This is a genomic window from Wolbachia endosymbiont of Rhagoletis indifferens, assembly GCF_048537595.1.
Classification (GTDB): domain Bacteria; phylum Pseudomonadota; class Alphaproteobacteria; order Rickettsiales; family Anaplasmataceae; genus Wolbachia.
Map to the genome: position 1 here is coordinate 1,217,533 of NZ_CP175923.1, position 24,792 is coordinate 1,242,324.

A 24,792-nucleotide genomic window follows, 5' to 3' on the forward strand; every position below is an offset into this window, starting at 1 on the left:
ATACGCATATGCAGCTAAAAGTACCAGCGATTAACTCTAAGTTTGAAAAAAAGAACAACTTAGCATTACTAGAAAGCATTGATTTAGATTTCATTCCGTATGCTTGTCATTACGATGAAGAAACCATACTAACAAAACAGGGAGAATTGTTAAAAATAATCAAGTTAGAAGATTATTCTTCTGTTGATAACTACAGCGACCTTAGAACTGAAATTAGAAAAAGCATATCAAAAAATATTAATAGCCTATATTTTACCGTTTGGATTCATACCGTTAGAAAGCGCAATAAGTTGAGCTTAAAATGGAATAAAACTGAAGACTTCTCTGATAAGCTACATTCAGCGCGGTTTGATAAACTTACTGATAGTAAATTACAGTATATAAATGAATTATATATTGTAATATTGTTTAGCGATTTTGGCAAGCATACTAATAATTCATTTTTTTTTAATAGAATAAAGAATAAGCATAAGCTGTCTTTACAAGGAAGCCACCAGGAGTTGCAAAAGATAACTGACTTAATTCACAGTGATTTAGGACCTTTTGGAGCTAAAAAACTGGGTCTAAGATTTAGTGAAGGTAAAATATATTCTGAAATGATAGAATTTCTCCACTATATTGTTACATTAACGCACAAAGATTATCCAATACATGAAGGGGACCTGTCGCAATATATTAGAAATTTTAAAATAGCTTTTGGTTTTAATACGTTTCAAACAATATTTGAAAGTCAACAGAAATTTGGCTCTATTTTCAGCATAAAGGAATACCGGGAAATCTCTTTAGGCAATATAGATAGATGCTTGCAGCTTGAATCTGAATTTATCATTACAGAAATAATGATATTTACTAGTAATAGTAAGGCAATAAAAGAATTTAACAAACAAATTAACATGCTGCAAATTAGTGAGGATAATACCTTACTTAAAAATTCAGGAATTGAAGAAATAATAGAGCTTGAAAAGACCTCTAGTATAGACTTTTGCCAACAGAAAATTATTTTTACAATATTTGCAGACGATAGGAATAAGTTAGCCGAAAATATTAGTGATTTATCTTCTATAATGTCATTAATTGGCTTCATGATATTTAGAACTGATTTACATATGGAAAGTCATTTTTGGGCACAACTTCCGGGCAATTTTACTTTTATTACACAACCGAAAAATATATTAGCAAAGTATGCTTGCAGTTTTGCTATGCTGCATGATTTTACGTCAGGTACATTAAAAGGAGGAAGGTGGAAAGAAGCGGTAACAGTTTTTTTCTCAAGAGAAAGAAATCCTTACTTCTTTAATTTCCATGGAAAAAGAAATAATGGCCATACTACGATACTTGGAGCTCCAAATTCAGGCAGAACTTCACTCATTAATTTCCTATTATCAGAATCAAGAAAGTTTAACCCAAGAACTGTCATATTGGATAACACTGGAAAGTCGATAATTTTTACTAAAGCAGTGAGTGGTAAATATTATATAATCGATCCAAAGTATAAGGACAAAAGCCTAAAATTTAATCCACTAAACATTGAAGATAGTGCTTCCAATCGCAATATGTTGGTTGAACTAATCAAAAGAATGGTAGCCGATACGAGCTTGGTGGACGTAGAAGAAAAGATAAGAAAAATTGTGGATTCTATATTTGCTATACCCAAGGAATCACGTTCTATTTCACAAATTTCTGAGGTGCTTTTGCTCTTGGGGGGTAAGGTAAGTAGATGGTGTGACGGTGGTGAGTTTGCTTACTTATTTCAAGATGGTGATGAATCAGATATTGACTGGGAAACAAAAATTATATCTCTCAACACCGCAAACCTTACAAAACAAAAGGAATGTATGTCCGTGATACTTTACTATTTTTTATATTCTTTTGAGGCAAAATGTGATGGCTCGCCTGCAATACTTGTTTTGGATGAAGCATGGGAGATAAGTAATGTTTTTCCTACAGAGAAAGAGTTTGATAACTGGATGCAAAGAATGACGGAACTAAATGTTGTGGTAATCTTAAGTACTGAAAATTTAAATCTCGCATTTGCTAGCAAATTTACTCAATATTTAGATAAACATGTTGATACAAGAATCTTGATGCCGAACATCAATGCAAATAGATTATATATGAAGGCATTTTCTTTATCAAAAGAGGAGCTGAATATAATTCTGCAGACGCCAACACAGGAAGGTTTATTTTTGATAAAGCAGTACAAAGGATTAGTAACTTTAAATTTAGATTTAAAGAATATGCAAGAAATACATGTACTTTCAGCTAACAAAGAGACTATAAAGTATATGTACGAGGCAATAAAAGAAAAAGGGGAAGAAGTTAATGAGTGGTTACCGGTGTTTTATGAGAAGTGTAAAGCTTAAAGCCAAATTTTTTTTTCTAGTATTAATTTTGCTAATTGCAAGCAATGGATATTCTGATGCTTGCAAAAATATATACACTCGTACTGATCTTGAAGCTGGGGGAAGCTCAATAGGAAAAGGTCTTGCGAACTTCTTTACTGGCAAGTGGGATGATTTGAAATTTGATCCTTATCTATTAAAAGAAATTAAAGTGACAGCAATAAAAGACCAAGGAATTGATGGTTATTTCAACCCAAAGATTCAAGTCTGTGATTATGAAGGAAATAATTGTTATCAGTTATACAGTGAAACATCCTGCCGTCAGATATATGGAACGCAGACCAGTGGTGCTGGAATTTCTGCAGCAGTTTTTATCGACTGGGAAGGAGATAAAATGTTAGGTGATGGAAAAATTAAGGAAGGAATTGCGAAAGGTCTCGAGTGGGAGTGGGTAGATAATGTTACTGATGAAGAAAAAACGAAGTTTGCTAATTCTCCTAAAATATGTGCTTGTAGCCAAAAAGCGGCTTGTATAAGTGGTATTTTTGAATGGGCTGATAAAGTAGGTGAAGGAGCAAATATTTTTCGCCCTGGAAGAATGGAAAATGTTTGTGATACTTGCTACCAAGAGAAAATAAAATGTGCTCCTATTCCACTTGCACCTGCCCCCCCTCCGTTCTGTGAGCAACTTGCGATGTCGCCTCCACAAGTTAGAATTGTTCCTATAACAGATAATGATTACTTTGATCCTAAGGTTAAGGTAATGGTTGGTGATCTGAAAGGAAGAGACGGAGAGATTGGAGAAAAATTAGATTTCCCTAAAGGGTATGGAGAAGATAAAGCTGAGTGGCGCTCTATTTTAGACAAAGATGGCATCACGTACTACTTCAAAACTTATAGAGAAAAAGATAAGCTCTGCGCTGAATATCGTGGAACTCAAAGTAGAGATGAAAAAAATCCACAGTTTGTCCGCTGTTTTCCTGCACCACCTGCTCCGGAGCCTGAAGTAGTAGAGATAGTAAAAAGTAACACGCCTGGAAAACAGAGTAACACGTTAAAGATAAGAATGAAGATGAGTGAGAACACTTGTACTTATAGAGCACATGGAACCTACAGTAATGGTTCCTGTACTTTTAATGTTAATGCTGGTTCTTTTACAAACATTGGCCCTCTATCTTTAAAAGTAGTAAAACCGAGAATAGTTGAAAGAACAACTAGTACTAGTGACAATAAAAGTAATATTAACGATATTATAGAAGGTATATTAAAAAATAATTCCCAGTTTGAAGTTCTAAAAAAATATGATTATGTTCCTGATGTGCAAGTTAAATGTTCTAAAGGCGGAAGTTTTTATAGTTTGAATGATTTTGAGAAAAAGTTAAAAGACAAATCTATTCAATGTGAATTTAACAACTCTGGGCAGCCGGAAATAGAAATAAAATATAACGAAAATTCTAACAGCAAAATGCTCTGCCTTTCTGGATGGCAGCCAGAACCAGAGGAGTTTGTTCTTGAAAGAGAAAATAAAATAATACCACTAAAATTAATGGGAACAAGATACACTAAATACAATGCTGTTTATTCAAATGAATCGAATCAGTTCTATTATCTTCCAAGCAAGGAAATAGTTGACCTCTTAAAAAGCTCTCAAGATTGGTTGGATAAAATAGTGTTCAATAAGCAAGGGTATGTTTTCTTCCCCGATGAAAATAAGCAGGAGAAGGGAAAATGCAGTTACTGTGTAAAAAGAAATGATGAGATAGACGACGCATTTAAATCTAGTAAAGGACTGAAAGTAGTATACAAATTGACGGATGTAGAGCATAAAGAAGGATGTGAGCAAGGTGATGATGGTTGCATCTGCTTTGATGGAAAGTGTAGCCGTTCAAAACAATATTTGAATAAAAATGAAGATGGTAAGCCATTTTACTTAAGGTATGAGGAAGTGGATTGTAAAGATAAGGATGGTAAAGTATTAAGAGATGAAAAAAATGAAGTACAAAAGTGTACACAATTAAAAGATCAACTGATTAAAGCAAACAGAACAGAGGTCTTTTACGCTGATAAATTGTGTAGGTTCGATTTAGAAGATCTCAAAAAGAAATTAGAAAAGATAAAGGAACAACTGAAAAATAAGAAACAAGAACTTGAAAATAAGAAACGAGAGCTTGAAAAAAATAGTGAAAAATCCTATAAGCCTGAAGATGGAAATGTTTATACAGATGACTTATCAATAATGTTTGACCGTGTTGAAATAGAAGCATGGGGAAGTGGTGAAGCAGGTCATATAAAAGATACACCTATTAACTGCAGATCTTCTGTATGTTCCACTGAAAGTAGAGCAGGAATGCCAGGCGATTATATTAAAGCTAAACTGGAAATTGACCCTAATTATCCTGTAATTAAGGTGAAAGTTACAGAGGGAGGGGGTAACCGGGAAAGTCGCCTCTCAGACAAGGACGGAGGACCTATTTTCATAGAAATGTGCAATTCGCAGAAGCATCATTGCGAGCCACTGATTACTGTTGCAGGTGGAGGTAAGTATAGAACATACGGTGGTAAGGGTTATGAGGACACAATAATTCATGAACCGAGTTTAAAATTAGAAGAAAGGATCATAACAGCAGATACATTGAAGTCTACTGAAGATAATAAAATAGCATATATAGAAAACGGTGAAATCAAGTATGAAACAGTAGAGTGTGAAAGTGGTTTGAGAAGCAGTAGATCTGGTGCAGGTGGTTGCATTGATAAAAGCAAAGGATTTTTTGGTGAAGGAATTTATGGTAAAGGCTCTCCAGGGTATGTGAAGATTAGACCTATTATAAAAGGATTTGACGTAAAAGAAATAGATGATGCTATCGAAAAAGTGACAAGAGATCTATATGATCTTGAAGCTATGACTGATTTTTCGACGAAGGACCTTAACGTGAATATAAGAGAGAAAGTTGAAGAGGAAATCAAAAAAGAATTGTTAAGGTAAAAAGATATAACTCTGAAAATTATGCTCTTGTTTTAATAATTAATTAAAGTAAAGCATGTAGTAAATGGTGTATCTTAACAAAAAGGTATAACGAATGTAAGGGGAGGGTGCTTTATGTCTCTAAAGAATAAAATTTCTGAGCTAATAGAACAACAATTTAGCATTAAATACCATGACAATTATTTGGCTTACACTATACACAAGTGGGCTGCAAGTGAAATATCTAATTCTATTGCTTTTTGCATAATTGGTTGTGGAAATTGTAAGATTGGATATCAAGATGTTGCAAATTCATTCAACATAACAAAAGAAGAAATTGATCAAGATAATATTGCAAGCATAGAAAGTAAAATAAAAAGTGAAGCTGAAAAATCAGGTAGCGAGTTTCTTAAGTTGATTTCTAGAATGGATCAATCGCTAAAAGAGCAGAGTGAAAAGTCTATTGTACAAATTTTAGATTCATCCGCTGAGGAGATGTTAAGGAGTTTCTGTGATAGCCCTGTACAGTCTCTAGAGCATGAAGAAGTCAGTGCATCCTCTGCTTCACCTGCTATAGAAGGTCAGGAAACTAGTGTTAGTCTAGATCCTATTTCAACCTAATCAATCCCATATATGTACTTTCTTTGTACCCATGCTTTGCGTTTTGGGGTGGAAAGAAAGCACCATTCTTCGTTGCATTTTTCTATTTTCATTACAACGAACTTGTCTATTTTCATAGTAATCTTGCTGTCTACACTCTGTTTTTGATATCCATAAGTATCTTCTTTTAAAATCGCGTAGCGCTTATCACTAAGCAGATTGCCTTTTATCCATCCGCAGTCTTCATGTATATCACAGACCTTTTTCCAACTTTCAAACTCTTCTATCACTTTCAGGGGCAGATTTTTGCAAGTGTATATCCATTTTACAGGATAGTGAAACCCTGGCCCCGTCCTCATGTTGATCTTATTTGATTTGGTTGAAACAAAGTTATTAGCAAACAAGCTATGGCTAAATAATAAAAACAATAGGATAATAGTACTGCCCAGTGTCACGCACTGGGATGACGTGAGGGATAGTGTAACAGACTTATTCATCATAATTCACGATTAGATTGACATAAGATAAAGAGTAAATTAAAAATTGAATAGATCTTTAAATACAAAATCAATGCCTATAGAAATATTAATGCCTGCTCTTTCACCGACAATGAGCAAAACTGGAGGAAAAATTGTAAAGTGGCATAAAAAAGAACAAGACAAAGTTGAAGTAGGCGATGTAATTGCTGAGATAGAGACTGATAAAGCCATAATGGAGTTTGAATCTGTGGATGAAGGAGTTTTAGCGAAAATTTTAGTAACAGAAGGAACAAGTGGCGTGCCTGTAAATCAACCAATAGCTTTAATGCTGGAAGAAGGAGAAGATAGCAGTGTGCTTAATAACTATACCTCAACTTCCATCAATAGTGCAGTTAAAAAGGAAGTGACAAAAAGTGCTGTTGATAATCAAAAATCAGAACACCAAGATTTAAACGGAAAGCCAACAAGTCATTCTTCGGTGTCATCCCAGTGCTTGACACTGGGATCTAGAAAAGAAGAAGATACTAAGACAACAGAAGGTAGAATAAAAATAAGCCCATTAGCTAAGAAAATAGCTCAAAATGAAGGGGTTAATGTGCAGCAATTAAAAGGTACAGGACCATATGGTCGCATAATTAAGGCTGATGTGTTGGAGTCTTTAGGCAGTGGTATACACACTGAAAGTCCTGAGAAAGATACCATAGTTGAAGTAAGCAACATACGCCAAGTGATAGCGCAGCGCCTGACTGAATCAAAACAGAATGTTCCACATTTTTATTTAACTATAGACTGCCAGGTTGATAAGTTAATATCGTTAAAAAACGAGATTAACTCAGCAGATGAAAACAATAAAGTAACAATCAATGACTTAGTAATAAAAGCTGTGGCCTTCAGTATGAAAAAATTTCCTGATATAAATTCTTCGTGGATAGATAATAAAATACTTAAATACTCGAATGTAGATATTTCAATCGCAGTAGCACTTGAAGATGGACTAATTACTCCTATAGTAAAAAATGCTGATAAAAAGGGTATTTTATCTATATCAAAAGAAGTGAAAGATTTAGTAAGCAGAGCAAGATCTGGAAAATTGAAACCTGAAGAGTTTCAAGGAGGTGGGTTTACTATTTCTAATTTAGGAATGTTTGGTATAAAAGCCTTCAGTGCTATAATCAATCCGCCGCAATCTTGCATTATGGCAGTTGGTGCATCCAAAAAACAACCAATAGTTATAAATGAAAAAATAGAGATAGCTGAGATAATGACAGTAACACTTTCTGTTGACCATAGAGCAGTTGATGGAGCATTAGGAGCAAAATTTTTAAATGCCTTTAAGCATTATATAGAGAATCCTCTGGTGATGTTTATTGAAACCGCGGTAACCTATTAGCATTGTTATTACAAAATTAATACCTCTAAGTTTATAATTCTACTAGTTAATAGGCTTAGAGGTAAAAAAATGAATACTACAGTAGAAAAAAATAATCCAAAAATTTTTCCTAAAAATGAAGGAAAGGTTAATTCAAAAGGCATGGTTGCCCCACCTGTTCCTCCGAAATCTTCCCAAGCTAAATTTGCTGGAATAAGAGCAATTTTTGAGCAAAATGCATCTCATTTCCAAGCAAATGATAGTAATAAAACAGTGAGTAGCAATCTTGGAAGAACATTTGGCCCAACAATGCAAAAACTCATGGAAGACAACATTCATAGCACTTCTAACAAACAACGCCGCGATTCAGGGGATAGTGGTATCAGTGATGTTAGTAGCAGTACTCTTGATAAAAAAGCTAAAGCTTATAATCCTCTTGATTGGAATCCAATCTATCAAGGTAAAAAGCGTTTTAGTTTAGACAATATGTCGAGCAACTCGTCTTCGTACAGTGAAAAAATTAATATTTCAGATATAAGCGATAAGTCTAATAATTCAAACATTGTTAGATGTAATATTACTAGGAGTAACAGTAAGGAGGACCTTCATAAACCTGATGCTTCACATAATGACAAATCTGCAGGTAAAAAATTATCTAATGTCAATGTAAGCGAATTAATCAGAAAGTTTGAACAAGGTAGTGACATAGTAAAAGGGCGTTAATCAAATGTTACCCTATCCTTGTATATGCAAAGGTAGGGTATCTTTTTAAAATATTATGTCCTTTATAGCTTTGTTAATTTTTGACTCCTTCTCTGCAAAAGCAGCTTCTAGAGAGGTTTTAAGTTTTTCCCATTCCTCTTGACCATTTATGTGGGTTAAAATTAAAGATTTATATTCATTTTCAATTTTTTCCAAGGATCTTTGACATGAGGAATCTAGTTCCTCATATATATCAATATTTATTGATTGCAGTATTACCAAAAATGCAAACAAATTCGGATCAGGTAGTTCTTCCTTTATATAATTCAGAAGACATAGTTTTATTTTTTTTGCGCAATATTCTATTGTTTTCAGCGATAGTGATAGGCTTTCTGCATAAAGTATAAAACTATCTATAATCAAATTTTTTGATTTTTTCGGTAATTTAATATTTTCAAATAGTTCTTTTGTAAATTTTTCTATCGGTTGTTTTGGTAAATGTAAAAAGAGATTAGTAAAAGATTTTAGGTCAAAATTCGGTCCAAGTATTGTGCTGATTGCTCTCTGTACATTACTCTTATCTTTACTTACAGAAATAATGAAAACCAGCCCCTCCACATCAAGCATATGCTTTATAGATTCCAAAAAATCGACAACGAATTTAGGACGGCACACATCAAGATTATCCACCATTATATAAATGTTTTTGTCTTTTCTGATTTTATTAACCACATCCGCTAACTGTGTTTTAAAATCTCTAGTACTCTCTTTTCTTCTTTGGAGAAGACTTAATTCACTCAAGACAAAACCTATGTCTTTTTTATCAGCCTCTTTTGCAGCATCAAGAAATACTGAAAGCATAGCAAGTGGAGATTTACTGATCAGCTTTCCTATTGTGTTTAGAGAAAACAGTTCTTTGTTTATGTTCTTGAACTGTTGTATAACGCTTCTTTTTACTTTATACGATGCAAATAAATCTTCAAATAGGAAATTTAAAAAAGAAGGAAGCGGTTGATCCAGTGCATTGATATCCCATGCGCTATAATAAGCTGCAATTTCATTTTGTTGCTTTAGCTCTTTTACCCATTCTTTCAAAAAAAACGTCTTGCCCCATCCATCATATCCTTCTAAAGATATTATTGTAAAAGACTTATCAATTGTTTTAATTATAGTGTTGAATTTACCTGAAAATTGCTTATAGTTTAGACGGTCATTTTCCCAAGCCACCACTTTAAGTGGTGGTGCTGTTTCTTTCTTCTTGAACGTTATTAACGATACAAGTTTTTTAAAGCACATACCTTATTTTATATTTAACTCATATTCTTGTCTTGAAGTAAGTGCTATCCTCAGCGTTCCTTCATCTAGGTAGTCAATTTCTCCGCCCATTGGTATGCCGCAAGCAAGACGTGATATTTTCACATTCAAGTTTTTTAGCAATTCAATTATATATTGTGCAGTAACTTGGCCCTCTAATGTCGGATTAATTGCGATAATTATCTCTTCAATTTTAGACTCCGTCACTCTTTCCAGAATAGTATCAAGGTTAAGTTCTTTTGGACCTATGCCGTTTATTGCAGACAATCTGCCACCCAAAACATGGTATAAACCTGAATATATATTTCCTTTTTCAAACGCCCATAGATCACCCAATTCTTCTACTACACACAGTAACTTAGTGTCACGTTTTGGGTTAATACAAATAGAACAAGGTGACTTAGTATCTAGATTTCCGCAAACTTCACACTCTATTATAAGATCTGCTAGCTCTTTAATCAAAGATGCAAGTGGTAGCATAACTTTTTCTTTATTTTGGAGTAAATGTATAACTAACCTGCGTGATGATGATGGCCCTAAACTTGGCAATTTAGAGAAAGCATGAACTAGATTTTTTATGTTAATGTTCATTCAATAAATTCAGAATAGGCAGTAAAATGGTAACATCAAACCCTTTGTAAAGAAAGTGGTAAGTTTCTCTTGATCCACTTTGATTAGCTATAGAAAAAATTTTTTACTCTAACGCAAAAAATTACTTCCGCATACTTAAAGCCTGATTATAATAAACTTCTTGCATAACCCAAACTAAGTAGAAAAAAGGTATCATCCGAGTAGCTCTCCTTTGTCATCCGAGTAGCTCTCCTTTGTCATCCGAGTAGCTGACTACTTGGATCCAGCCTTTCCATCCAAGACGGTGTCATTCCAGTCTGGAATCCAGAAGAAAGAATGGTGTCATGAAAGTAGCTGACACTGGGATGGCTTTGTTGCATAGCAACCGAAAAAATCTGGTGGCTACTGACAAAATTCATTATAAATAACCATTTAACTGTTGAAGAAAAAATATGCCACAGAAAATGAAAGTCAGTAACCAAAACGAATATAACAAATTCCTTGAAAAAAGGGGAAATATTTTTCGTTACATCGATGAAGCTATCGAAAATTGGTATGAAAATAGTCCAAAAATGCAGGGCGGCAACAATATTTACAGTGATAAAGTCGTAATTTTGGTGCATATAATTGTCAATCTTTTTAGAATTGGTTTAAGACAAACGGTGGGGTTTATAAAAGGATATCTGCAACAAATAGGAAAAAATTTGGCAGTTATCAGCTATTCACAAGCATCAAGAAGGTTTAAAAAACTTAATATTAAGATAAATGATTGCAGGGTTGATAAAAGCAACATGGAAAATATTGAAATTATCATAGATAGCACAAGTATCAGCATTTACAGTAACACTCCTGGCCACAGTAAGGAAAACAGTGCAGATAGAAAGTACCGAAGCTACGAGCAAGTAAGAAAGTTACATGTTATGTTAAGTGTGAATAGTAAAAAAGCTATAGCTGCAAGATACAGTAATGGCGTCTACTCTGACCACTATGGAGCTTGCGATTTGCTTGAAGAAGTTAATTTTCAGCACAAAATAAAAGCATTATATGCAGATAGGGCATACGATAGGCACAAACTTTATAAATTGTGTAAGAAATACGATATAAAGACAAAAGTTCTACCAAAAAAGGATGCAGCAGAACATTCAAAAATAGATTATATGTCTGACAGAAATGCTGCTATTAGGTTAATAAAATTATATGGACAAGATGGTGTAAAAGAGTGGAAAAAGGAAGCAATTTATGGAAAGAGATCTTACATAGAAGGATTTTTCTCAAGGTTGAAGCAAGTATTTGGATTTAGCTTTAGGAATAAATCTGAAGTAAATCGTGAAAAAGAATTACTAATTAAGTGCTATTTGCTCAACAAATTCACTGATATTGGTATGGCTAAATTTGAAATCATTACATAAATTTGTCGTAAACCATCACTGCTTAAGGTGCTATGCAACAAAGCCCACTGGGATCCAGGAAAGTTTGCTTATGAGCAAGCAAACTGAGTTGGTGAGTATAAAAGTATAGCTAACGCGAGCTCTACGTCATACCGCGATTCATCGCGGTATCTCGGCCGCTAACAAGCAGCGGAATGACGGTTTTTCAAATTGTCAGTAAATCTAAGTCAGTTTAGCTATAATTTCCTAAGTTTGCTCACAATCTCTTGACTTGACACATATGTTTTTTTTAAACATTCCCAAATGTTACTATCTTCCTCCTTTTCCTTTCTCAATTTGTGCAACCATTTCCTTTACATTTGCATGCGTGAGAAGGGAATTTTTGCTGACATGAGATTTTGCTGCTGTTAGGTGATTCATTGCAGATCTTTTATTTCCTGTTGGAAATGAATGAGATTGTTTTTTCTTCACACCGATATCCGCTTGTGCTGCTGGGGTGGTTTTGCTTTCAGCAAGCCGTACATTAGCATTTCCTTTTACTTGATTTTGCTCAAATTTTTCTTTTAATGCCTTTACTTTACTGCCCATCTCGCGATTAGCTCCTCCTTTCATAGTAGCTGCTGCTACTTTTGGTATCGCCTTACCAGCAGCTTTTTGTGCTGATTTCCTATTGTCTTGATTTTCAGATTTTAGTGGTACTGTAGGTTTACTTTCAACTGATTTTTTCCCTACTACTTTTGGCTCTGTGTTTACTTTTTGGCTTAGATTTTTAGGCTTTGGCGGTACTGCAGGTTTATCTTTGACTACCACTTTCGATTTTTGTCTAACTTCTTGACCAGTAGTAAACATTTTTTTTGGTACTTGCGGTGCTCTTGGTGGTTTTGGTGGTACGAGGGATTGAGATTGTTGTTTCTGCTTACGTTCTCTTTTTGCTTCTGTATGTTCTTTAGAAACTGTTGCATAAATTGGCTCTTCTTTGGGCGATTTTGAACTCTGCGAATTTTCTATTAAAATTTTACTTTTCTTCTCTTGATAATTTGATATCTCTTCGTATACAGACTCTTCATTTAATGAACTTCCATAGCCTAAATCTTCTCTCTGCTCATATAAAGGATTTTCCTTTTGCTTTTTCTCTTGATAATTTGATATGTCTTCATATTCATGCTCTTTATCTAATGAACTTCCATAGCCTAAATCTTCTCTCTGCTCATATAAAGGATTTTCTTCTTGCTTTGACGCTGTTCTATCCTCTAAGTTCACTCCATACAATCTATGTTCCTCCTGATTTTTTTTACTTTGCTCTAAATCTGAAATTTTCTTTAAAACATTTAGGTATTCGAATGTTATTTTTTCAGCAAGACTGGGCAATTTATCATTAGCAAAATTTCTTATATCGTTATCCTGAATTGAAGTATCTTTTCCCAAGATTTTATTAAATGTTTTCTTGAATATTCCAAAAAAACCTGATGGCTTTTTGTTCACCGGTTCTATATAATTATTCAAGTCACTACATATAACAAACTTAGCTACATCTTCTGCCTTATCTGTAAAACTCTCTAATGTTTGGGATAAATCCCTCACTGTTTTATTATATTGTTCACCAATGTTTTTCAGCTTTATAGCTTCTATCAAGGAGTCGAGATTTTTTTTATAGTTCTCACTTTTAAATGGATCATTCATACTAATTACAGCTCATTATTTGTTAAAATATAGATCTAAAATATTAAGATCTAGTAAATATTACTTTTGTAATTCATGTAGAACTATAGCTACATAAGTAAGATTTCCCTACGTCATACCGCCACGGTATCTCATCCGCTAACAAGCAGCGGGATACTTAACCATCATCTACACCGTCATACCGCCGCGGTATCTCTTAGCCGCTAACAAGCAGCGGGATACTTAACCATCATCTACACCGTCATACCGCCGCGGTATCTCTTAGCCGCTAACAAGCAGCGGGATACTTAACCATCATCTACACCGTCATACCGCCGCGGTATCTCTTAGCCGCTAACAAGTAGCGGAATGACAGCAGTCCTACTTCATCCCACCGCGAACCGTCATACCGCGATTCATTCGCGGTATCTCTAGATCCCGCTAACAAGCAGCGGGATGACGATTGTCAGGCTAGCTGTCATTCAAGTAGCTGACACTGGTTCCTTTATGACGGCAGTGCCCAGAGGTGTCATCCCAGTGCCCAGACACTGGGATCCAGAAAACTTAATTCTAACCAAGTGGCTGCATAATAAAGACTGGATGCCAGTGTCAAGCACTGGCATGACAGCAGTCCTACGTCATACCGTCACGGTATCTCTTAGCATAGATCCCGCTAACAAGCAGCGGGATGACGGTTGTTGTTTGGCTATAAATGTTTAAGAAATTTACCAAATGGAAAAAAAGGCAAAAGAAGCCCCGTGGTTATTATCCGCTTTAAAATATTGGCGTTTTTTATGTTTTAAACGCTTGACAAGCGAAATTCAGCTGCTTTTAATTGCAACTAACTTACGCTGCAAATGTTTAAGAAATTTACCAAGCAGAAAAAAAGACAAAGAATCCCCGAGTTAGCTAGTCTTTTACTATCTCTGTCGAGTATTGGCATTTTTTGATGTCTTGTAACGCTTTATAAGCGCGTTCAGCTTATTTAGATAAAAATCTAGATGTAGATGAAGTTTTGTAAAGACATACAGTATCTATATACTGCAAAAAATTGAACATAAGACGCCGATACATTAAGTAATCCTTACCTTTTAATCTGCAGATTGGCGAAAGCAAATACAATAGCTTCAGTTTCATGATAAGGGGGCTGGCGGAGGGTGTCAAGCAAGTTTTTTCGTTTCTGCGGGCTACCTGAGTTTATTGACTTCATTAGAGCCAAAACTCTTGGGACCTAGGTGATAATTCTATCTAAAAGGATGCCAAAAAAGAGAAGCAACCCTACGTAGGAATTATTTTTAAATATGGACATGCATTGACTGGGATCGTCAGGATTGAAATTTTTGTATTGGCGGTGAAATATGAACCCTACAGCAAGTAGAGCAATATAAAAAATGTTATTTAATGATGATAAAATGCCAGCGTATAGCCATGCCATAAAAGATATTAAGTAAAATCTTTTCAACCAAGATTTTGTTGTATCACCAAAATATAATGCGGTAGATTTCATTCCGAGTTTTTCATCATCTTTTTTATCTTGATGAGCGTATATGGTGTCATAACCAAGCGTCCAAAAGACGCATCCTATATAAAACAGCAAGGATTCTATACTGATCTGGTTTGTTATTGCTGCTGAGCCCATGAGCGATCCCATATTGAAGGTAAACCCTAAGAACAATTGTGGCCACCAAACATACCGCTTTAATAAAGGGTAAGTAGCTATCATACACATTGAGATTATTCCAAGTATGAGTGTAGTTTTATTAGTTAATAATAAGATTACCAGGGCAATAGACAGTAACAGTGAAAGTAAAGCTAAAGCCTGCTTTATGTTTAATGCACCACTTGCAAGTGGCCTATATTTTGTTCGTTCAACGTGCGCATCTATTTCTCTATCGAAAATGTCATTGATTATGCACCCTGCAGGTCTCATTAAAAATGCACCTATAGTAAACAAAACAAGGAGAAAAAGAGCCTGATACGATAGAGAAGTTGAGGCTAAAAGAATACCGCTCAAACTGGGAAATAGCACAAGCCACAAACCTGTTAAACTGTGCAATCTCATTAATGAAAAGTAACGATTGAAATGCATTAATTAAGTGTGATTATGTAATATTTTGCTTACATTGACAAAATTATCGAACGCTAAATCAGGCTTGAAAACTAACTCAGGTATAAATCGCAAATCAACATAACACAATATAGATTTACGTATTGACCATGCAGATTGGTTCATTTCATTAACAACAGTGTTAATATCACAGTTATTCTCAGAAGGATCTCCAGTGTGTGACCACGTACTTTTTTCTGGATCTAAGTAGTCAGCTACTTGGATATTCAATGAAGATAACACAATATATACATCTGCTTTTTTCAAATCTTTACTTAATTTTACGTCAGATACTGCTACATTTTTATTGAACACCTTACCTTCCATTAGGACTCTTGATATTGCTCTATGCAATACCGATGCTATTTTTAGGTTTCTAATTTCCTTTTTCATATCCAGCTACTATAACACCCTTTCTTCTTGCACTAATTGATAAGCTTCCAAAATATCTCCAACTTTAATATCGATATTACCCTCTAGTGATACTCCGCATTCAAAGTTTACACCTACTTCTTTAACATCATCTTTAAATCTACGTAGTGCTTTTAACTTTCCTTCATGCACCAATTTGCCACCACGCACTACCTTAATTAAAGAATCTTTTTTTATGACTCCATCACTTACATAACATCCAATGATATTACCAGCTTTAGATACATTAAATATTTGCCTTACAGATGCAGAACCAACACGAACCTCTCGTGTAATAGGCTTTAACATTTTAGTTAAATACATTCTCATGTCGTCAATGAGCTCGTATATTATGTTATAAGTATGTATTTCTATACCTTTTTGTTTTGCCAAATCCCTTATTTTTGAGTCCACTTTTACATTAAAAGCTAAAATTACTGCACTTGATGCTTCTGCAAGCAGCACATCTGAATCTGTTATCCCTCCTACTGCTTTGTGTAGGATATTTAATTTCACTTGGTCTTTACCGAGTTTATCAATTGAACTTGATATTGCTTCAATAGAACCAGTTACATCGCACTTTAAAACTACAGATAGTTCTTCTGTTTTACTGTCATTACGACTGAATATATCTAAATTATTGTCGCCCAAATCTTCTTTCTTTTTCTTGATCAACTCTAGCCTGTATTCAACAATTTCACGCGCCTGCTTTTCAGAATTTACAACAACAAATTTATCTCCAGCATTTGGCACACCATTTAGACCAGTAATTTCAATTGGAGCGGAGGGTAGTGCTGCTTTTTCTCTTTGACCAAGGTGATTAACCATACTACGTACTTTACTGTATGTTGTACCAACTACCAATATATCACCAACCTTTAACGTTCCTTCCTCAACTATCAACGTAGCTGATATTCCTTTTGCTTTATCTATTTTGGATTCTATTACCCATCCAAGTGCTCGACAATCTTCTATTGCTTCTAGCTTCATTAATTCAGCGATTAACAAAATTGCCTCTTCTAGTTTATCTAAATTAGTTTTCTTTTTTGCTGATACTGGCACAATTATAACATCACCACCAAGCTCTTCAGGAATGAGATCATATTGAGGCAAACTATTAATTATTTTTTCTACATCACCAGGCTCAGATTTATCAATTTTATTAATAGCAACTATAATAGAAACATTTGCTGCTTTTGCATGATTTATTGCTTCAACTGTTTGTTTCATGATTCCATCGTCAGCTGCAACTACTATTACAACTATATTAGTAATATTGGCACCACATGCACGCATCGCAGTGAACGCTTCATGTCCTGGTGTATCAATGAAAGTAATTTTTTGCTTATCTTTTGTCGTTATTTGATAAGCACCTATGTGTTGAGTTATGCCACCTGACTCTCTTTCTGCAACATTAGATTCACGAAATGCATCGAGCAATGAGGTTTTACCATGATCCACGTGGCCCATAAAAGTGACGATTGGTGGTTTAAGTTTTTTAAGCAGGCTTTCTCTGCCTTCTATAAAAAATAAATCCTTTTCTTTGTTGGCATCGCTCACTCGTTTGGCCGTATGATTAAATTTTTTCACTATTTCACATGCTATATCTGGATCCACCAGATCATCTACTCTATAACTCTCACCAACTTCTTCTTTGAACATTTTTAGCACACTCTTGCTATCTTCTGCCATACGAATAGATAACTCCCTGATAGTTATTTTGTCTAGTACAATAACTTCTCTTGATATATTTTTACCCTTAGTAAACTTTGACTTTCTACCTCTTATACCAAATCTTTGCTTAAATACAGGGGGTTGTTCAGTTTTTTCATCTATTGCCTGTGCAATTACCAGTTTAGAATGCTTAGAATATATATCTTTGTTGACTTTAGAAGACTTTTTATCGTCGCCCTCATAGTCAATATTATCTTCTCTTAGTTCAACTAAGTGAGTATCACTTAAAACTTTCTTATTTATTTCTTTAGATAAAGCGTCCGCTTCATTTTTCTCGTCAATCTCTTTATTGCTGTCTTCTTTTGCTGTTTTCTCTTTTTCTTCTCTCTGATTTCTTTCTTTCAGCAAAGCAGCATTCTGCACAGCATTAATGCGGAAAATTTGTTCTTTCTCTGTTAAAGAACCTAATTTACTCTCGTCAAATAAATTATGTTCTTCTGCATCATGAGATTTTTTTCTTCTTTTTTTTACTACTGTAGCTCCAGTACTTGGGCTAGCTGAAGAGTTTAAATTGAGGTCTAATTTAAGCTTGCTTAAGCCTTGGAGCGTTAATTTTTTATTACTGATATCTTCATTATTCATATTATTTTATTATATTAATCCAAGCTTTTTACGTGCTTCTATGATTATTGAATCTACTGTATCTTTTAGATTTTCTTTGCTATCAGCTGAGGAAGAGAGCATGCTGCAAAACTCATAACTTGATAAATCTGCTATGTCCTCTAAAGTCTTAATATCATGTTTACTAAGAGCAATTTTATTGTCTATTGATAAAGTTAAATTGATTACATCATCTTCCATACCTAAACTTTTTAGCTCTTCTATTTTTCTATCATTTTCTGTTTTCAGGTACTTGTTTGCTCTATTATGAAGTTCGTTTGCAATATCTTCATTAAAGCCCTCTATTGAAGCAAGCTCTTCAATTGAAGCGCTGGATATATCTTCTACGCTTGAAAAACCTTCTGTTACCAATAGCTGACCCATAATCTCTTCTAAGTTTAAAGCTTCAGCAAATAAAGCTGAACATTGACTAAGTTCTTTACTTCGCCTTTCTGATTCTTGCTGAGTGCTTAATATCTCAATTTTCCATCCAACAAGCTCTGAAGCTAATCTTACATTCTGGCCCTTTTTTCCTATAGCTAAACTCAATTGATCTTCAGCAACTATTAACTCTATGCAATTTTCATTTTCATCAATAATAACCTTCGATACTTCTGCAGGAGTAATGGCTTTAATAACAAATTGACCCAAATCTGAGGAGTAATTTATAACGTCAATTTTTTCACCATTTAATTCGTGTATAATAGTTTTTATTCTATCTCCCTTAACTCCAACACAAGCACCTACTGGATCAATGTTCTTGTCAGGAGAGAAAACAGCGACCTTAGACCTTGAGCCGGCGTCTCTAGCTATACCTTTAATTGTTACTAACCTGTCAGCAATTTCTGGTATTTCTTGATTTAATAATGCCTCTAAAAAGCCTTCATGAGTCCTAGAAAGAATAATTTGACGTCCATCATCAGAGCGCTTAACAGTCTGTATGTAAGCTTTAACCTTATCGCCTTCACGAAATGATTCACCACCGGTCAAATTTCGCAAAGGAAGGTATGCCCTAGTGCCATTTATGTCTATAATAAGATCTGAATATTCTACTTGTTTAACAATACCATACCTTATTTCTCCCGCCTTATCTTTAAATTCCTCATATTGCTTTTTTGACTCTTCATCTTTAATTATTTGAGCAATCTTCTGCTGGGCAATTCTTGCTGAAGCAAGATCAGTGTTAAGAGAGAGCAATTCACTAACAGTATCTCCAACTTTTGCATCTCCTTTTATTAATTTAGCTTGTGTAAGCGTAATTGATTCATACTCAGTGTTCTCTTCTTCATTTGATTCGTCATCAATAACTTTTAGTTTTCTGTATGAAGTAACTTTGCCTGTATTTCTATCTATATTAACTACAATTTTACTTTTGCTACCATATTTTTGATAAGCCACTGCTTCTATAGCACTTTCTAGTGCCTTTATTACAACATCAAAATCCAAACCTTTTTGAAGTGAAAGCTCTCCTGCTGTTTTTATTACATCAAGGCTTCCAACTATGTTATTCTTGTTACTTTTCTGCTTAACACTGCTTTTACGATTAGCAATCATAATAAATAAATCCAATGTAATTAGTTATAATTATAGCTTCAACGGGCAAAGAACGCTATCTTAAATGTTAAATGATTGCTAATTTAAGTCAAGTTTTTTCATGTCTTTGTATGACAAGCAACGCAGGAGTAAAGAATAAAGTTAAAACCGTTGCAGCCAATATTCCACTTGCTATGGTTGTTGAAATGTCAACCCACCACTGGCTTGATGGAGCATCATATGTGATTTGTAGCGTAAAAAAATTGATATTTAACCTGGTAATCATCGGTATTAAACCAAGAACTGTGGTTGCAACGGTAAGCAATATTGGCCTAACGCGAGAAATTGCAGCGTTTATTACACATCGCTTGATGTCATTTTTGTGTACCTTAATTTGGTGACGAAAGGCATCAAGCAATAGTATGTTATTATTCACTATAATTCCTGCCAAAGCAATTATCCCCACTCCACACATAACAACTACGAAAACTTGTTGGATAAGAAAGAAAACAAAAAACACACATGTGGTGGATAAAAACACTGCTGTCATTACGATAAATGTATGGTATACATTATTAAACTGTGTCACTAATACCAATATCATTAGTGTAATCGCTAATATAAAAGCCTTTAACAAAAATGCTCCTGATTTTTGTTGATCTTCTTTGTCGCCTTTAAAATCAATTTTTACTCCCTTGTCCCAATCCTGGGCAATAGAATTCTGAATGAACTTTACTCTTTCATCAACAAGATAGCCAGTATCCACATCAGCGGAAATTGTCACTGTACGTAATCCATCAATCCTATTTAGTTTGTTTACCTTTTTTTCGGGAGCATATTTTACTATGTTGCTCATAGGATACGGGCCATTAACTGTATTGATAAAAAGATTATCTATAGTCTTCATGTTGCGGTCCCTTCTGGGGAAACGGAGTACAATATCGATTTCTTCATCCGTGTTATTTGGTCTATATTTTCCAATCAACACTCCATTTGTAACCATCTTTATAAAATCGCCAATGGTTGCAACACTTACTCCAGAACTTGTAGCTTTACTCTTATCAACACTCATATTCCACTCTATTTCAGGTGCTGATCTGCTATCTTGAATATTTATAAACCCGGATGAAGGTTGGTCCATAATTTTTAGAATTTTCTCTGCTGCTAAATTCAGATTGGATGCACTTCCGCTGAGGTTAATTTGTATTGGCTTGTCAGCCGACGGTCCTGACTTTTCCTCTTGAACATTAATTATTATTCCTTTCATGTCTTGCACACTGCTTCTTATATCGTTTAATATGTGCTTAGCTTTGCGCCTGAAGCGCCAATCCATAAGTTCTAGTTGAATTCTGGCGATAACGTTGTCTGAAAATGCTCCTGATCTGGCATAAGAAACATGAATTTCTTTTTCAACGCTCAAAATGCGTTCTTCCACTTCTTTTAGTATCAAATCTCGTTCTTTGGCTGATAAGCTTTCTTTTGCTTTAACACTGATTAAAATATTATCTGAATCCACTTTCGGAAAAAACTTCACTCCAGGACCAAAGGTAAAGTACAGCACACTAAATGAAAACAGGACGAATACAGTAGCACATATGAATTTTTTAGGATGATCTAAAACCTTCTCTAGCATGCGTATGTAAGCTCTTATTATAGGCCCAGCATTTTTTATCTCACCACTTTCTATAGCACTCATTTTTTTTATTTCTTTTTTTGAAGTTATTGAAGGCTTACCAAATATTGCACCAAGTGTTGGTATAAAAACCAAAGCCATAATGAGCGATCCAGTCAAAGTTAGAATTATTGTAATTGGTATGTACTGCATGAATTTACCAACAGTATCAGGCCAGAATAATAGAGGAAAAAACACTGCTAATTTAGTTAACGTCGATGATAGAACCGGATAAAACATATCGCGAACTGAAGTGTGAAAGGCTTCTACTTTGTCCATTCCGCAGATCATCTTTCTATCGGCATATTCGCTGATCACAATTGCATCATCAACCAGCATGCCAACAGCCATGATTAAACTGAAGAGCACAACGATATTTAAGGTTATGCCCATAAAGTAAAGAGCTATTATCCCAATGAGAAAGGAACCGGGTATCGAGAGTGCCACAAGAATAGCAATCCTTGTTCCCATAGAAAGCATCATTATGATCAATATTAACAACACAGCAAATATTATGCCGTTTTCCAAGTCATCAAGCACATCGCGGACGTTTTTTGACTGGTCATTTAAGTACACCACTTTTAAATTTTCAGGTAATTGATCTTTTGCCTTATCCATTAAGTATTTTACTTGATTTACTGTGTCTATTATGTTTTTTCCGTTACGTTTTGAAATTTCTAGCACGACACTAGGTAATCCATTAATGCGAGCAAATCCTTGGTGATCCTCAAACCTAGGGTATACTTTTGCTATATCTTTGATTCTCAAAACTGCATCGCCTTGAGATCTAATAGGAATATTCATAATATCTTCTATATCTTTTAATAACCCTGATATTTTAATCGAATATTTACCGGTATCATTTTCCAGTGACCCAGCTCCCACTAGTCTATTATTGCTTGATATAGCTTGGAATATTTCGTTTGATTGAATGTTATATTTTGTTAGAACTGTGGGCTCAACTATCACTTCTACTGTTTCTTTACGCATACCCGCTACTTCAACTTTGAGAACATTTGGCAGAGACTCTATTTCTTTCTTTAGCTTGCGTGCTATTTCAGTTAAGGCTCTTTCTGGCAAATTACCAATTAAGCCGACATTGAGTATCGGAAATAAGCTCAAGTTTATTTCATTGATTATCGCAGATTCTGCTTCAACAGGTAACTTCGATTTTATGTTTGAAAGCTTTGAACGGACATTATCGAGCACTTCTTTATTATCATACTCTGTTCCAAATTCGAGTATCATGTGAGCACCATCATTAGTCGCGAATGCCTTTAGTTCTCTTACACCTTCGATGGATCTTAGTTCGTTTTCTATAGGAAGCACTAATAGCTTTTCACTATCTTGAGCAGAAATCCCAGGAAGTCCAACAAACACGCTGATTATAGGAATCTGTATATCAGGGTTACTTTCCCTTGGCATTTTTACATAAACGTATGAACCGAAGATAAAAATTACTATAAGTAATAATACCACCGCCCTGTTTCGCTCTATGAGTAAGCTCTGCATGTTGAATGTTAACTGAATATGTGCGTTTGTACAATATTATAGTCGAGATACATTGCATATTAATTAATCCTTGTATAGCTTTAAAACTTTACGCAAATAATTAAAATTTTCGCAAAATTGCAAGTATAAGAAAATTTCTGTATAATAATTCTAGAACAGCATTTGAGAGGTTATTATGGTGGCAATTTTAAATGTAACAAAAGGCAAGAGAAAAGTTATTGTGTCTGGATTAGCTGGAGCTTTATCAGCTTTAATATTTTTAACAGCAATCCACATTGCCGCAAAGATAGCCATTATCATTTCTGCTGCTGTGGTTACTTACTTATTACTTTCGCTGATTCATAAAATAAGAACTAAAAAAGAACGGCCTGCTGAAATTACTGGTGTTTCAGAAGATGAAGGGTATAGCAGTGTTGATGAAGGTGAAGAAAAAGATATGGAAATATCCGAAAAAGAACCAAAAAAAGAACCAAAAAGAACTGAAACTGAGCTAGAAGAAATAATGAGGAAAAGAGCAGAAGAAGAAATGAAAAATGGATTACCTAAACATATGGACCTTGACGGTAACTCACTTGCTGGGGCTGATGATACAAGTCAGACTAAATACGCAACGAACTATATGAATTTAATGCGATCCCCTCCTATGCATATGAATGGATGTTACCAAGAAATCAAAGAACCTACCAAGGCTCCGAGGACTTTTTTCAGTGATAACTTAATGAGAATGCCAGAGCAGCTAACTATGGAAGGTGTTGTTAACCAACGTGATTAGAGTTTATATTAAACTCTCCATCTCATATTGAGGATCAGATGCAATGCCATACACTCTATTTGGCGGAGCAATTTTGTTCTCTATACCAAAAACTATACCTTCAATTATTGCTGTGAGTACTTTTTCAAGGTTACAGTCTGCTCCAGGAACACGGTGCTCTAGGCGGCATCTTTTGGAATCGTTGCCAAAATAGGGAATTCTTATCGCAGCAGTTCTGTTATTTACTCCCCAACTAATCGTAGTTGGAGTGTGAATATCCGGGTACTGAAATCTTAAATATGAATCATCATTTGGAGCAAAAAACAACATATGTTTTTTCATCATTGTGCATAATCCACCAATACTGTGAATCAGATAGTCACTGTACTTTTGCTCATTGATATAAAATAGGTTATCGTTATTTGAATTCACGAGATTAACATGCACATTTAATGCACTGCCTGCTCTATCCAAATAGGGCTTTGCTTTAAAAGAAACATTCCCGCCTAGTTTTTGTGCTACTTCAGTAAGTGATTGTTTTGCTAACTCAAAATGCTTAATTAAATTGTCGGAGTTCGTATAACAACCACTTTTTATCTCATATTGATGTGTAGAATTCTCCTTCTCGCAAGAAAATTCAAGAAATGCTATTTTATTTTTGATGCTATTCAGAAATAAATATTCTTTTTCTATTCCTTCAATGTAAAACTCTAGTTCAATACCGAATACAGCATAACAACTCAAATTACTTAATATAATCATAAATTTGCTTCAGTAAATCTATATTAGGTTAGCTATATTTATATGAATACTTTACTTATTTGCCAGTAAATTTAACATCTTATTTATACATAATGTATTACTATTTTTAATAGCATGCTTCTAATCCTCGATACAAGCGACATTTACAAATTTTTCATTTCTTTGAAATAAAAATGATCAATTTTAGTGTTTTTATACCCTTTACAACCCATCAAAAATCACCATAATTTTTAGTATGTATTAAGTAGTATTAGCTTTTCATTTTGCAGTAAGCTATTGATTGTCTTATATTTTTCTAATTATTGCTTTTTTCTTGGTGTGGTAT

21 protein-coding genes are annotated in these 24,792 nt (G+C 34.5%); 9 read left to right on the forward strand and 12 right to left on the reverse strand.

Going from position 1 to position 24,792, the window contains the following annotated elements; genetic code table 11:
• Window positions 1-8: 8 nt before the first annotated feature.
• From ACJZL1_RS06440 to ACJZL1_RS06450, 3 genes are all read left to right on the forward strand, one after another.
• The gene (locus tag ACJZL1_RS06440; RefSeq protein ID WP_419247215.1) at window positions 9-2,363 is read left to right on the forward strand and encodes a type VI secretion protein; all 2,355 of its coding nucleotides are present in this window, start codon (window positions 9-11) and stop codon (window positions 2,361-2,363) included.
• Window positions 2,344-5,325 (forward strand): hypothetical protein, encoded by a 2,982-nt coding sequence (locus ACJZL1_RS06445; protein ID WP_419247216.1) that lies wholly within the window; start codon window positions 2,344-2,346, stop codon window positions 5,323-5,325. Before ACJZL1_RS06440 ends, ACJZL1_RS06445 begins: the two co-directional genes overlap by 20 nt.
• Window positions 5,326-5,439: 114 nt before the next feature.
• Window positions 5,440-5,925: a WBM0748 family T4SS-associated protein gene (locus ACJZL1_RS06450; RefSeq protein WP_265026023.1), complete on the forward strand. Its 486-nt coding sequence runs from the start codon at window positions 5,440-5,442 to the stop codon at window positions 5,923-5,925.
• On the opposite strand, the gene ACJZL1_RS06455 is transcribed toward ACJZL1_RS06450, so the two are convergent.
• Complete coding sequence (locus tag ACJZL1_RS06455) at window positions 5,922-6,401, reverse strand: SH3 domain-containing protein (protein ID WP_265026024.1); 480 nt, start codon at window positions 6,399-6,401, stop codon at window positions 5,922-5,924. The genes ACJZL1_RS06450 and ACJZL1_RS06455 overlap by 4 nt on opposite strands.
• Window positions 6,402-6,474: 73 nt before the next feature.
• Between ACJZL1_RS06455 and ACJZL1_RS06460 the strand changes: the two genes are divergently transcribed.
• On the forward strand, window positions 6,475-7,773 hold the full coding sequence (locus tag ACJZL1_RS06460; protein ID WP_265026025.1) for a pyruvate dehydrogenase complex dihydrolipoamide acetyltransferase: 1,299 nt from the start codon (window positions 6,475-6,477) through the stop codon (window positions 7,771-7,773).
• Between the two features lie 69 nt (window positions 7,774-7,842).
• Window positions 7,843-8,475, forward strand: a complete 633-nt coding sequence (locus ACJZL1_RS06465) for a hypothetical protein (protein ID WP_419247217.1) — start codon at window positions 7,843-7,845, stop codon at window positions 8,473-8,475.
• A 45-nt stretch (window positions 8,476-8,520) separates the two neighbouring features.
• Here ACJZL1_RS06465 and ACJZL1_RS06470 read toward each other — a convergent pair whose 3' ends face one another.
• The 3 genes from ACJZL1_RS06470 to ACJZL1_RS06480 form a co-directional block, all read right to left on the reverse strand.
• On the reverse strand, window positions 8,521-9,750 hold the full coding sequence (locus tag ACJZL1_RS06470; RefSeq protein WP_265026027.1) for a KAP family P-loop NTPase fold protein: 1,230 nt from the start codon (window positions 9,748-9,750) through the stop codon (window positions 8,521-8,523).
• A gap of 3 nt (window positions 9,751-9,753) precedes the next feature.
• Window positions 9,754-10,353, reverse strand: a complete 600-nt coding sequence (gene recR, locus ACJZL1_RS06475; protein ID WP_406831137.1) for a recombination mediator RecR — start codon at window positions 10,351-10,353, stop codon at window positions 9,754-9,756.
• Between the two features lie 242 nt (window positions 10,354-10,595).
• Window positions 10,596-10,757 (reverse strand): hypothetical protein, encoded by a 162-nt coding sequence (locus ACJZL1_RS06480; RefSeq protein ID WP_419247218.1) that lies wholly within the window; start codon window positions 10,755-10,757, stop codon window positions 10,596-10,598.
• A 33-nt stretch (window positions 10,758-10,790) separates the two neighbouring features.
• On the opposite strand from ACJZL1_RS06480, the gene ACJZL1_RS06485 reads away from it, so the two are divergent.
• Complete coding sequence (locus ACJZL1_RS06485) at window positions 10,791-11,747, forward strand: IS5 family transposase (RefSeq protein WP_419247219.1); 957 nt, start codon at window positions 10,791-10,793, stop codon at window positions 11,745-11,747.
• Window positions 11,731-11,856 carry a hypothetical protein gene (locus tag ACJZL1_RS06490; protein WP_419247220.1) on the forward strand — a complete coding sequence of 42 codons (126 nt, stop codon included), beginning with the start codon at window positions 11,731-11,733 and terminating at the stop codon, window positions 11,854-11,856. Before ACJZL1_RS06485 ends, ACJZL1_RS06490 begins: the two co-directional genes overlap by 17 nt.
• Before the next feature lie 179 nt (window positions 11,857-12,035).
• On the opposite strand, the gene ACJZL1_RS06495 is transcribed toward ACJZL1_RS06490, so the two are convergent.
• Window positions 12,036-13,406 (reverse strand): hypothetical protein, encoded by a 1,371-nt coding sequence (locus tag ACJZL1_RS06495; protein WP_265026031.1) that lies wholly within the window; start codon window positions 13,404-13,406, stop codon window positions 12,036-12,038.
• A gap of 298 nt (window positions 13,407-13,704) precedes the next feature.
• On the reverse strand, window positions 13,705-13,833 hold the full coding sequence (locus ACJZL1_RS06500; RefSeq protein ID WP_419247221.1) for a hypothetical protein: 129 nt from the start codon (window positions 13,831-13,833) through the stop codon (window positions 13,705-13,707).
• Between the two features lie 8 nt (window positions 13,834-13,841).
• On the opposite strand from ACJZL1_RS06500, the gene ACJZL1_RS06505 reads away from it, so the two are divergent.
• A complete protein-coding gene (locus ACJZL1_RS06505) occupies window positions 13,842-14,105 on the forward strand; it encodes a WPE palindromic element domain-containing protein (protein ID WP_419247222.1) in 264 nt (87 codons plus the stop codon).
• 511 nt (window positions 14,106-14,616) lie between these two features.
• On the opposite strand, the gene ubiA is transcribed toward ACJZL1_RS06505, so the two are convergent.
• From ubiA to ACJZL1_RS06530, 5 genes are all read right to left on the reverse strand, one after another.
• A complete protein-coding gene (ubiA, locus tag ACJZL1_RS06510) occupies window positions 14,617-15,474 on the reverse strand; it encodes a 4-hydroxybenzoate octaprenyltransferase (protein WP_419247223.1) in 858 nt (285 codons plus the stop codon).
• Window positions 15,475-15,477: 3 nt separating this feature from the next.
• Window positions 15,478-15,885: a ribosome-binding factor A gene (locus ACJZL1_RS06515; RefSeq protein ID WP_341818591.1), complete on the reverse strand. Its 408-nt coding sequence runs from the start codon at window positions 15,883-15,885 to the stop codon at window positions 15,478-15,480.
• Window positions 15,886-15,894: 9 nt separating this feature from the next.
• On the reverse strand, window positions 15,895-18,219 hold the full coding sequence (infB, locus tag ACJZL1_RS06520) for a translation initiation factor IF-2 (RefSeq protein WP_419247224.1): 2,325 nt from the start codon (window positions 18,217-18,219) through the stop codon (window positions 15,895-15,897).
• A gap of 9 nt (window positions 18,220-18,228) precedes the next feature.
• Window positions 18,229-19,791, reverse strand: a complete 1,563-nt coding sequence (gene nusA / locus ACJZL1_RS06525; RefSeq protein WP_419247225.1) for a transcription termination factor NusA — start codon at window positions 19,789-19,791, stop codon at window positions 18,229-18,231.
• Between the two features lie 88 nt (window positions 19,792-19,879).
• A complete protein-coding gene (locus tag ACJZL1_RS06530; protein WP_419247226.1) occupies window positions 19,880-22,954 on the reverse strand; it encodes an efflux RND transporter permease subunit in 3,075 nt (1,024 codons plus the stop codon).
• A gap of 175 nt (window positions 22,955-23,129) precedes the next feature.
• Between ACJZL1_RS06530 and ACJZL1_RS06535 the strand changes: the two genes are divergently transcribed.
• Window positions 23,130-23,726: a hypothetical protein gene (locus tag ACJZL1_RS06535; protein WP_419247227.1), complete on the forward strand. Its 597-nt coding sequence runs from the start codon at window positions 23,130-23,132 to the stop codon at window positions 23,724-23,726.
• 3 nt (window positions 23,727-23,729) lie between these two features.
• Here ACJZL1_RS06535 and ACJZL1_RS06540 read toward each other — a convergent pair whose 3' ends face one another.
• Window positions 23,730-24,467, reverse strand: a complete 738-nt coding sequence (locus ACJZL1_RS06540) for a glutamine synthetase (protein WP_265025967.1) — start codon at window positions 24,465-24,467, stop codon at window positions 23,730-23,732.
• Window positions 24,468-24,792: the final 325 nt, after the last annotated feature.

Excerpts from the sequence above, each read along its gene's own strand:
- ACJZL1_RS06530 (WP_419247226.1), bottom strand. The coding sequence starts at position 22,954 with ATGCAGAGCTTACTCATAGAGCGAAACAGGGCGGTGGTATTATTACTT.
- ACJZL1_RS06480 (WP_419247218.1), bottom strand. The coding sequence starts at position 10,757 with ATGAATTTTGTCAGTAGCCACCAGATTTTTTCGGTTGCTATGCAACAA.
- ACJZL1_RS06495 (WP_265026031.1), bottom strand. The coding sequence starts at position 13,406 with ATGAATGATCCATTTAAAAGTGAGAACTATAAAAAAAATCTCGACTCC.
- ACJZL1_RS06460 (WP_265026025.1), top strand. The coding sequence starts at position 6,475 with ATGCCTATAGAAATATTAATGCCTGCTCTTTCACCGACAATGAGCAAA.
- ACJZL1_RS06440 (WP_419247215.1), top strand. The coding sequence starts at position 9 with ATGCAGCTAAAAGTACCAGCGATTAACTCTAAGTTTGAAAAAAAGAAC.
- ACJZL1_RS06450 (WP_265026023.1), top strand. The coding sequence starts at position 5,440 with ATGTCTCTAAAGAATAAAATTTCTGAGCTAATAGAACAACAATTTAGC.
- ACJZL1_RS06465 (WP_419247217.1), top strand. The coding sequence starts at position 7,843 with ATGAATACTACAGTAGAAAAAAATAATCCAAAAATTTTTCCTAAAAAT.
- ACJZL1_RS06445 (WP_419247216.1), top strand. The coding sequence starts at position 2,344 with ATGAGAAGTGTAAAGCTTAAAGCCAAATTTTTTTTTCTAGTATTAATT.
- ACJZL1_RS06540 (WP_265025967.1), bottom strand. The coding sequence starts at position 24,467 with ATGATTATATTAAGTAATTTGAGTTGTTATGCTGTATTCGGTATTGAA.
- ACJZL1_RS06505 (WP_419247222.1), top strand. The coding sequence starts at position 13,842 with ATGACGATTGTCAGGCTAGCTGTCATTCAAGTAGCTGACACTGGTTCC.
- ubiA (WP_419247223.1), bottom strand. The coding sequence starts at position 15,474 with ATGCATTTCAATCGTTACTTTTCATTAATGAGATTGCACAGTTTAACA.
- ACJZL1_RS06470 (WP_265026027.1), bottom strand. The coding sequence starts at position 9,750 with ATGTGCTTTAAAAAACTTGTATCGTTAATAACGTTCAAGAAGAAAGAA.
- ACJZL1_RS06455 (WP_265026024.1), bottom strand. The coding sequence starts at position 6,401 with ATGAATAAGTCTGTTACACTATCCCTCACGTCATCCCAGTGCGTGACA.
- ACJZL1_RS06515 (WP_341818591.1), bottom strand. The coding sequence starts at position 15,885 with ATGAAAAAGGAAATTAGAAACCTAAAAATAGCATCGGTATTGCATAGA.
- infB (WP_419247224.1), bottom strand. The coding sequence starts at position 18,219 with ATGAATAATGAAGATATCAGTAATAAAAAATTAACGCTCCAAGGCTTA.
- ACJZL1_RS06485 (WP_419247219.1), top strand. The coding sequence starts at position 10,791 with ATGCCACAGAAAATGAAAGTCAGTAACCAAAACGAATATAACAAATTC.
- ACJZL1_RS06535 (WP_419247227.1), top strand. The coding sequence starts at position 23,130 with ATGGTGGCAATTTTAAATGTAACAAAAGGCAAGAGAAAAGTTATTGTG.
- nusA (WP_419247225.1), bottom strand. The coding sequence starts at position 19,791 with ATGATTGCTAATCGTAAAAGCAGTGTTAAGCAGAAAAGTAACAAGAAT.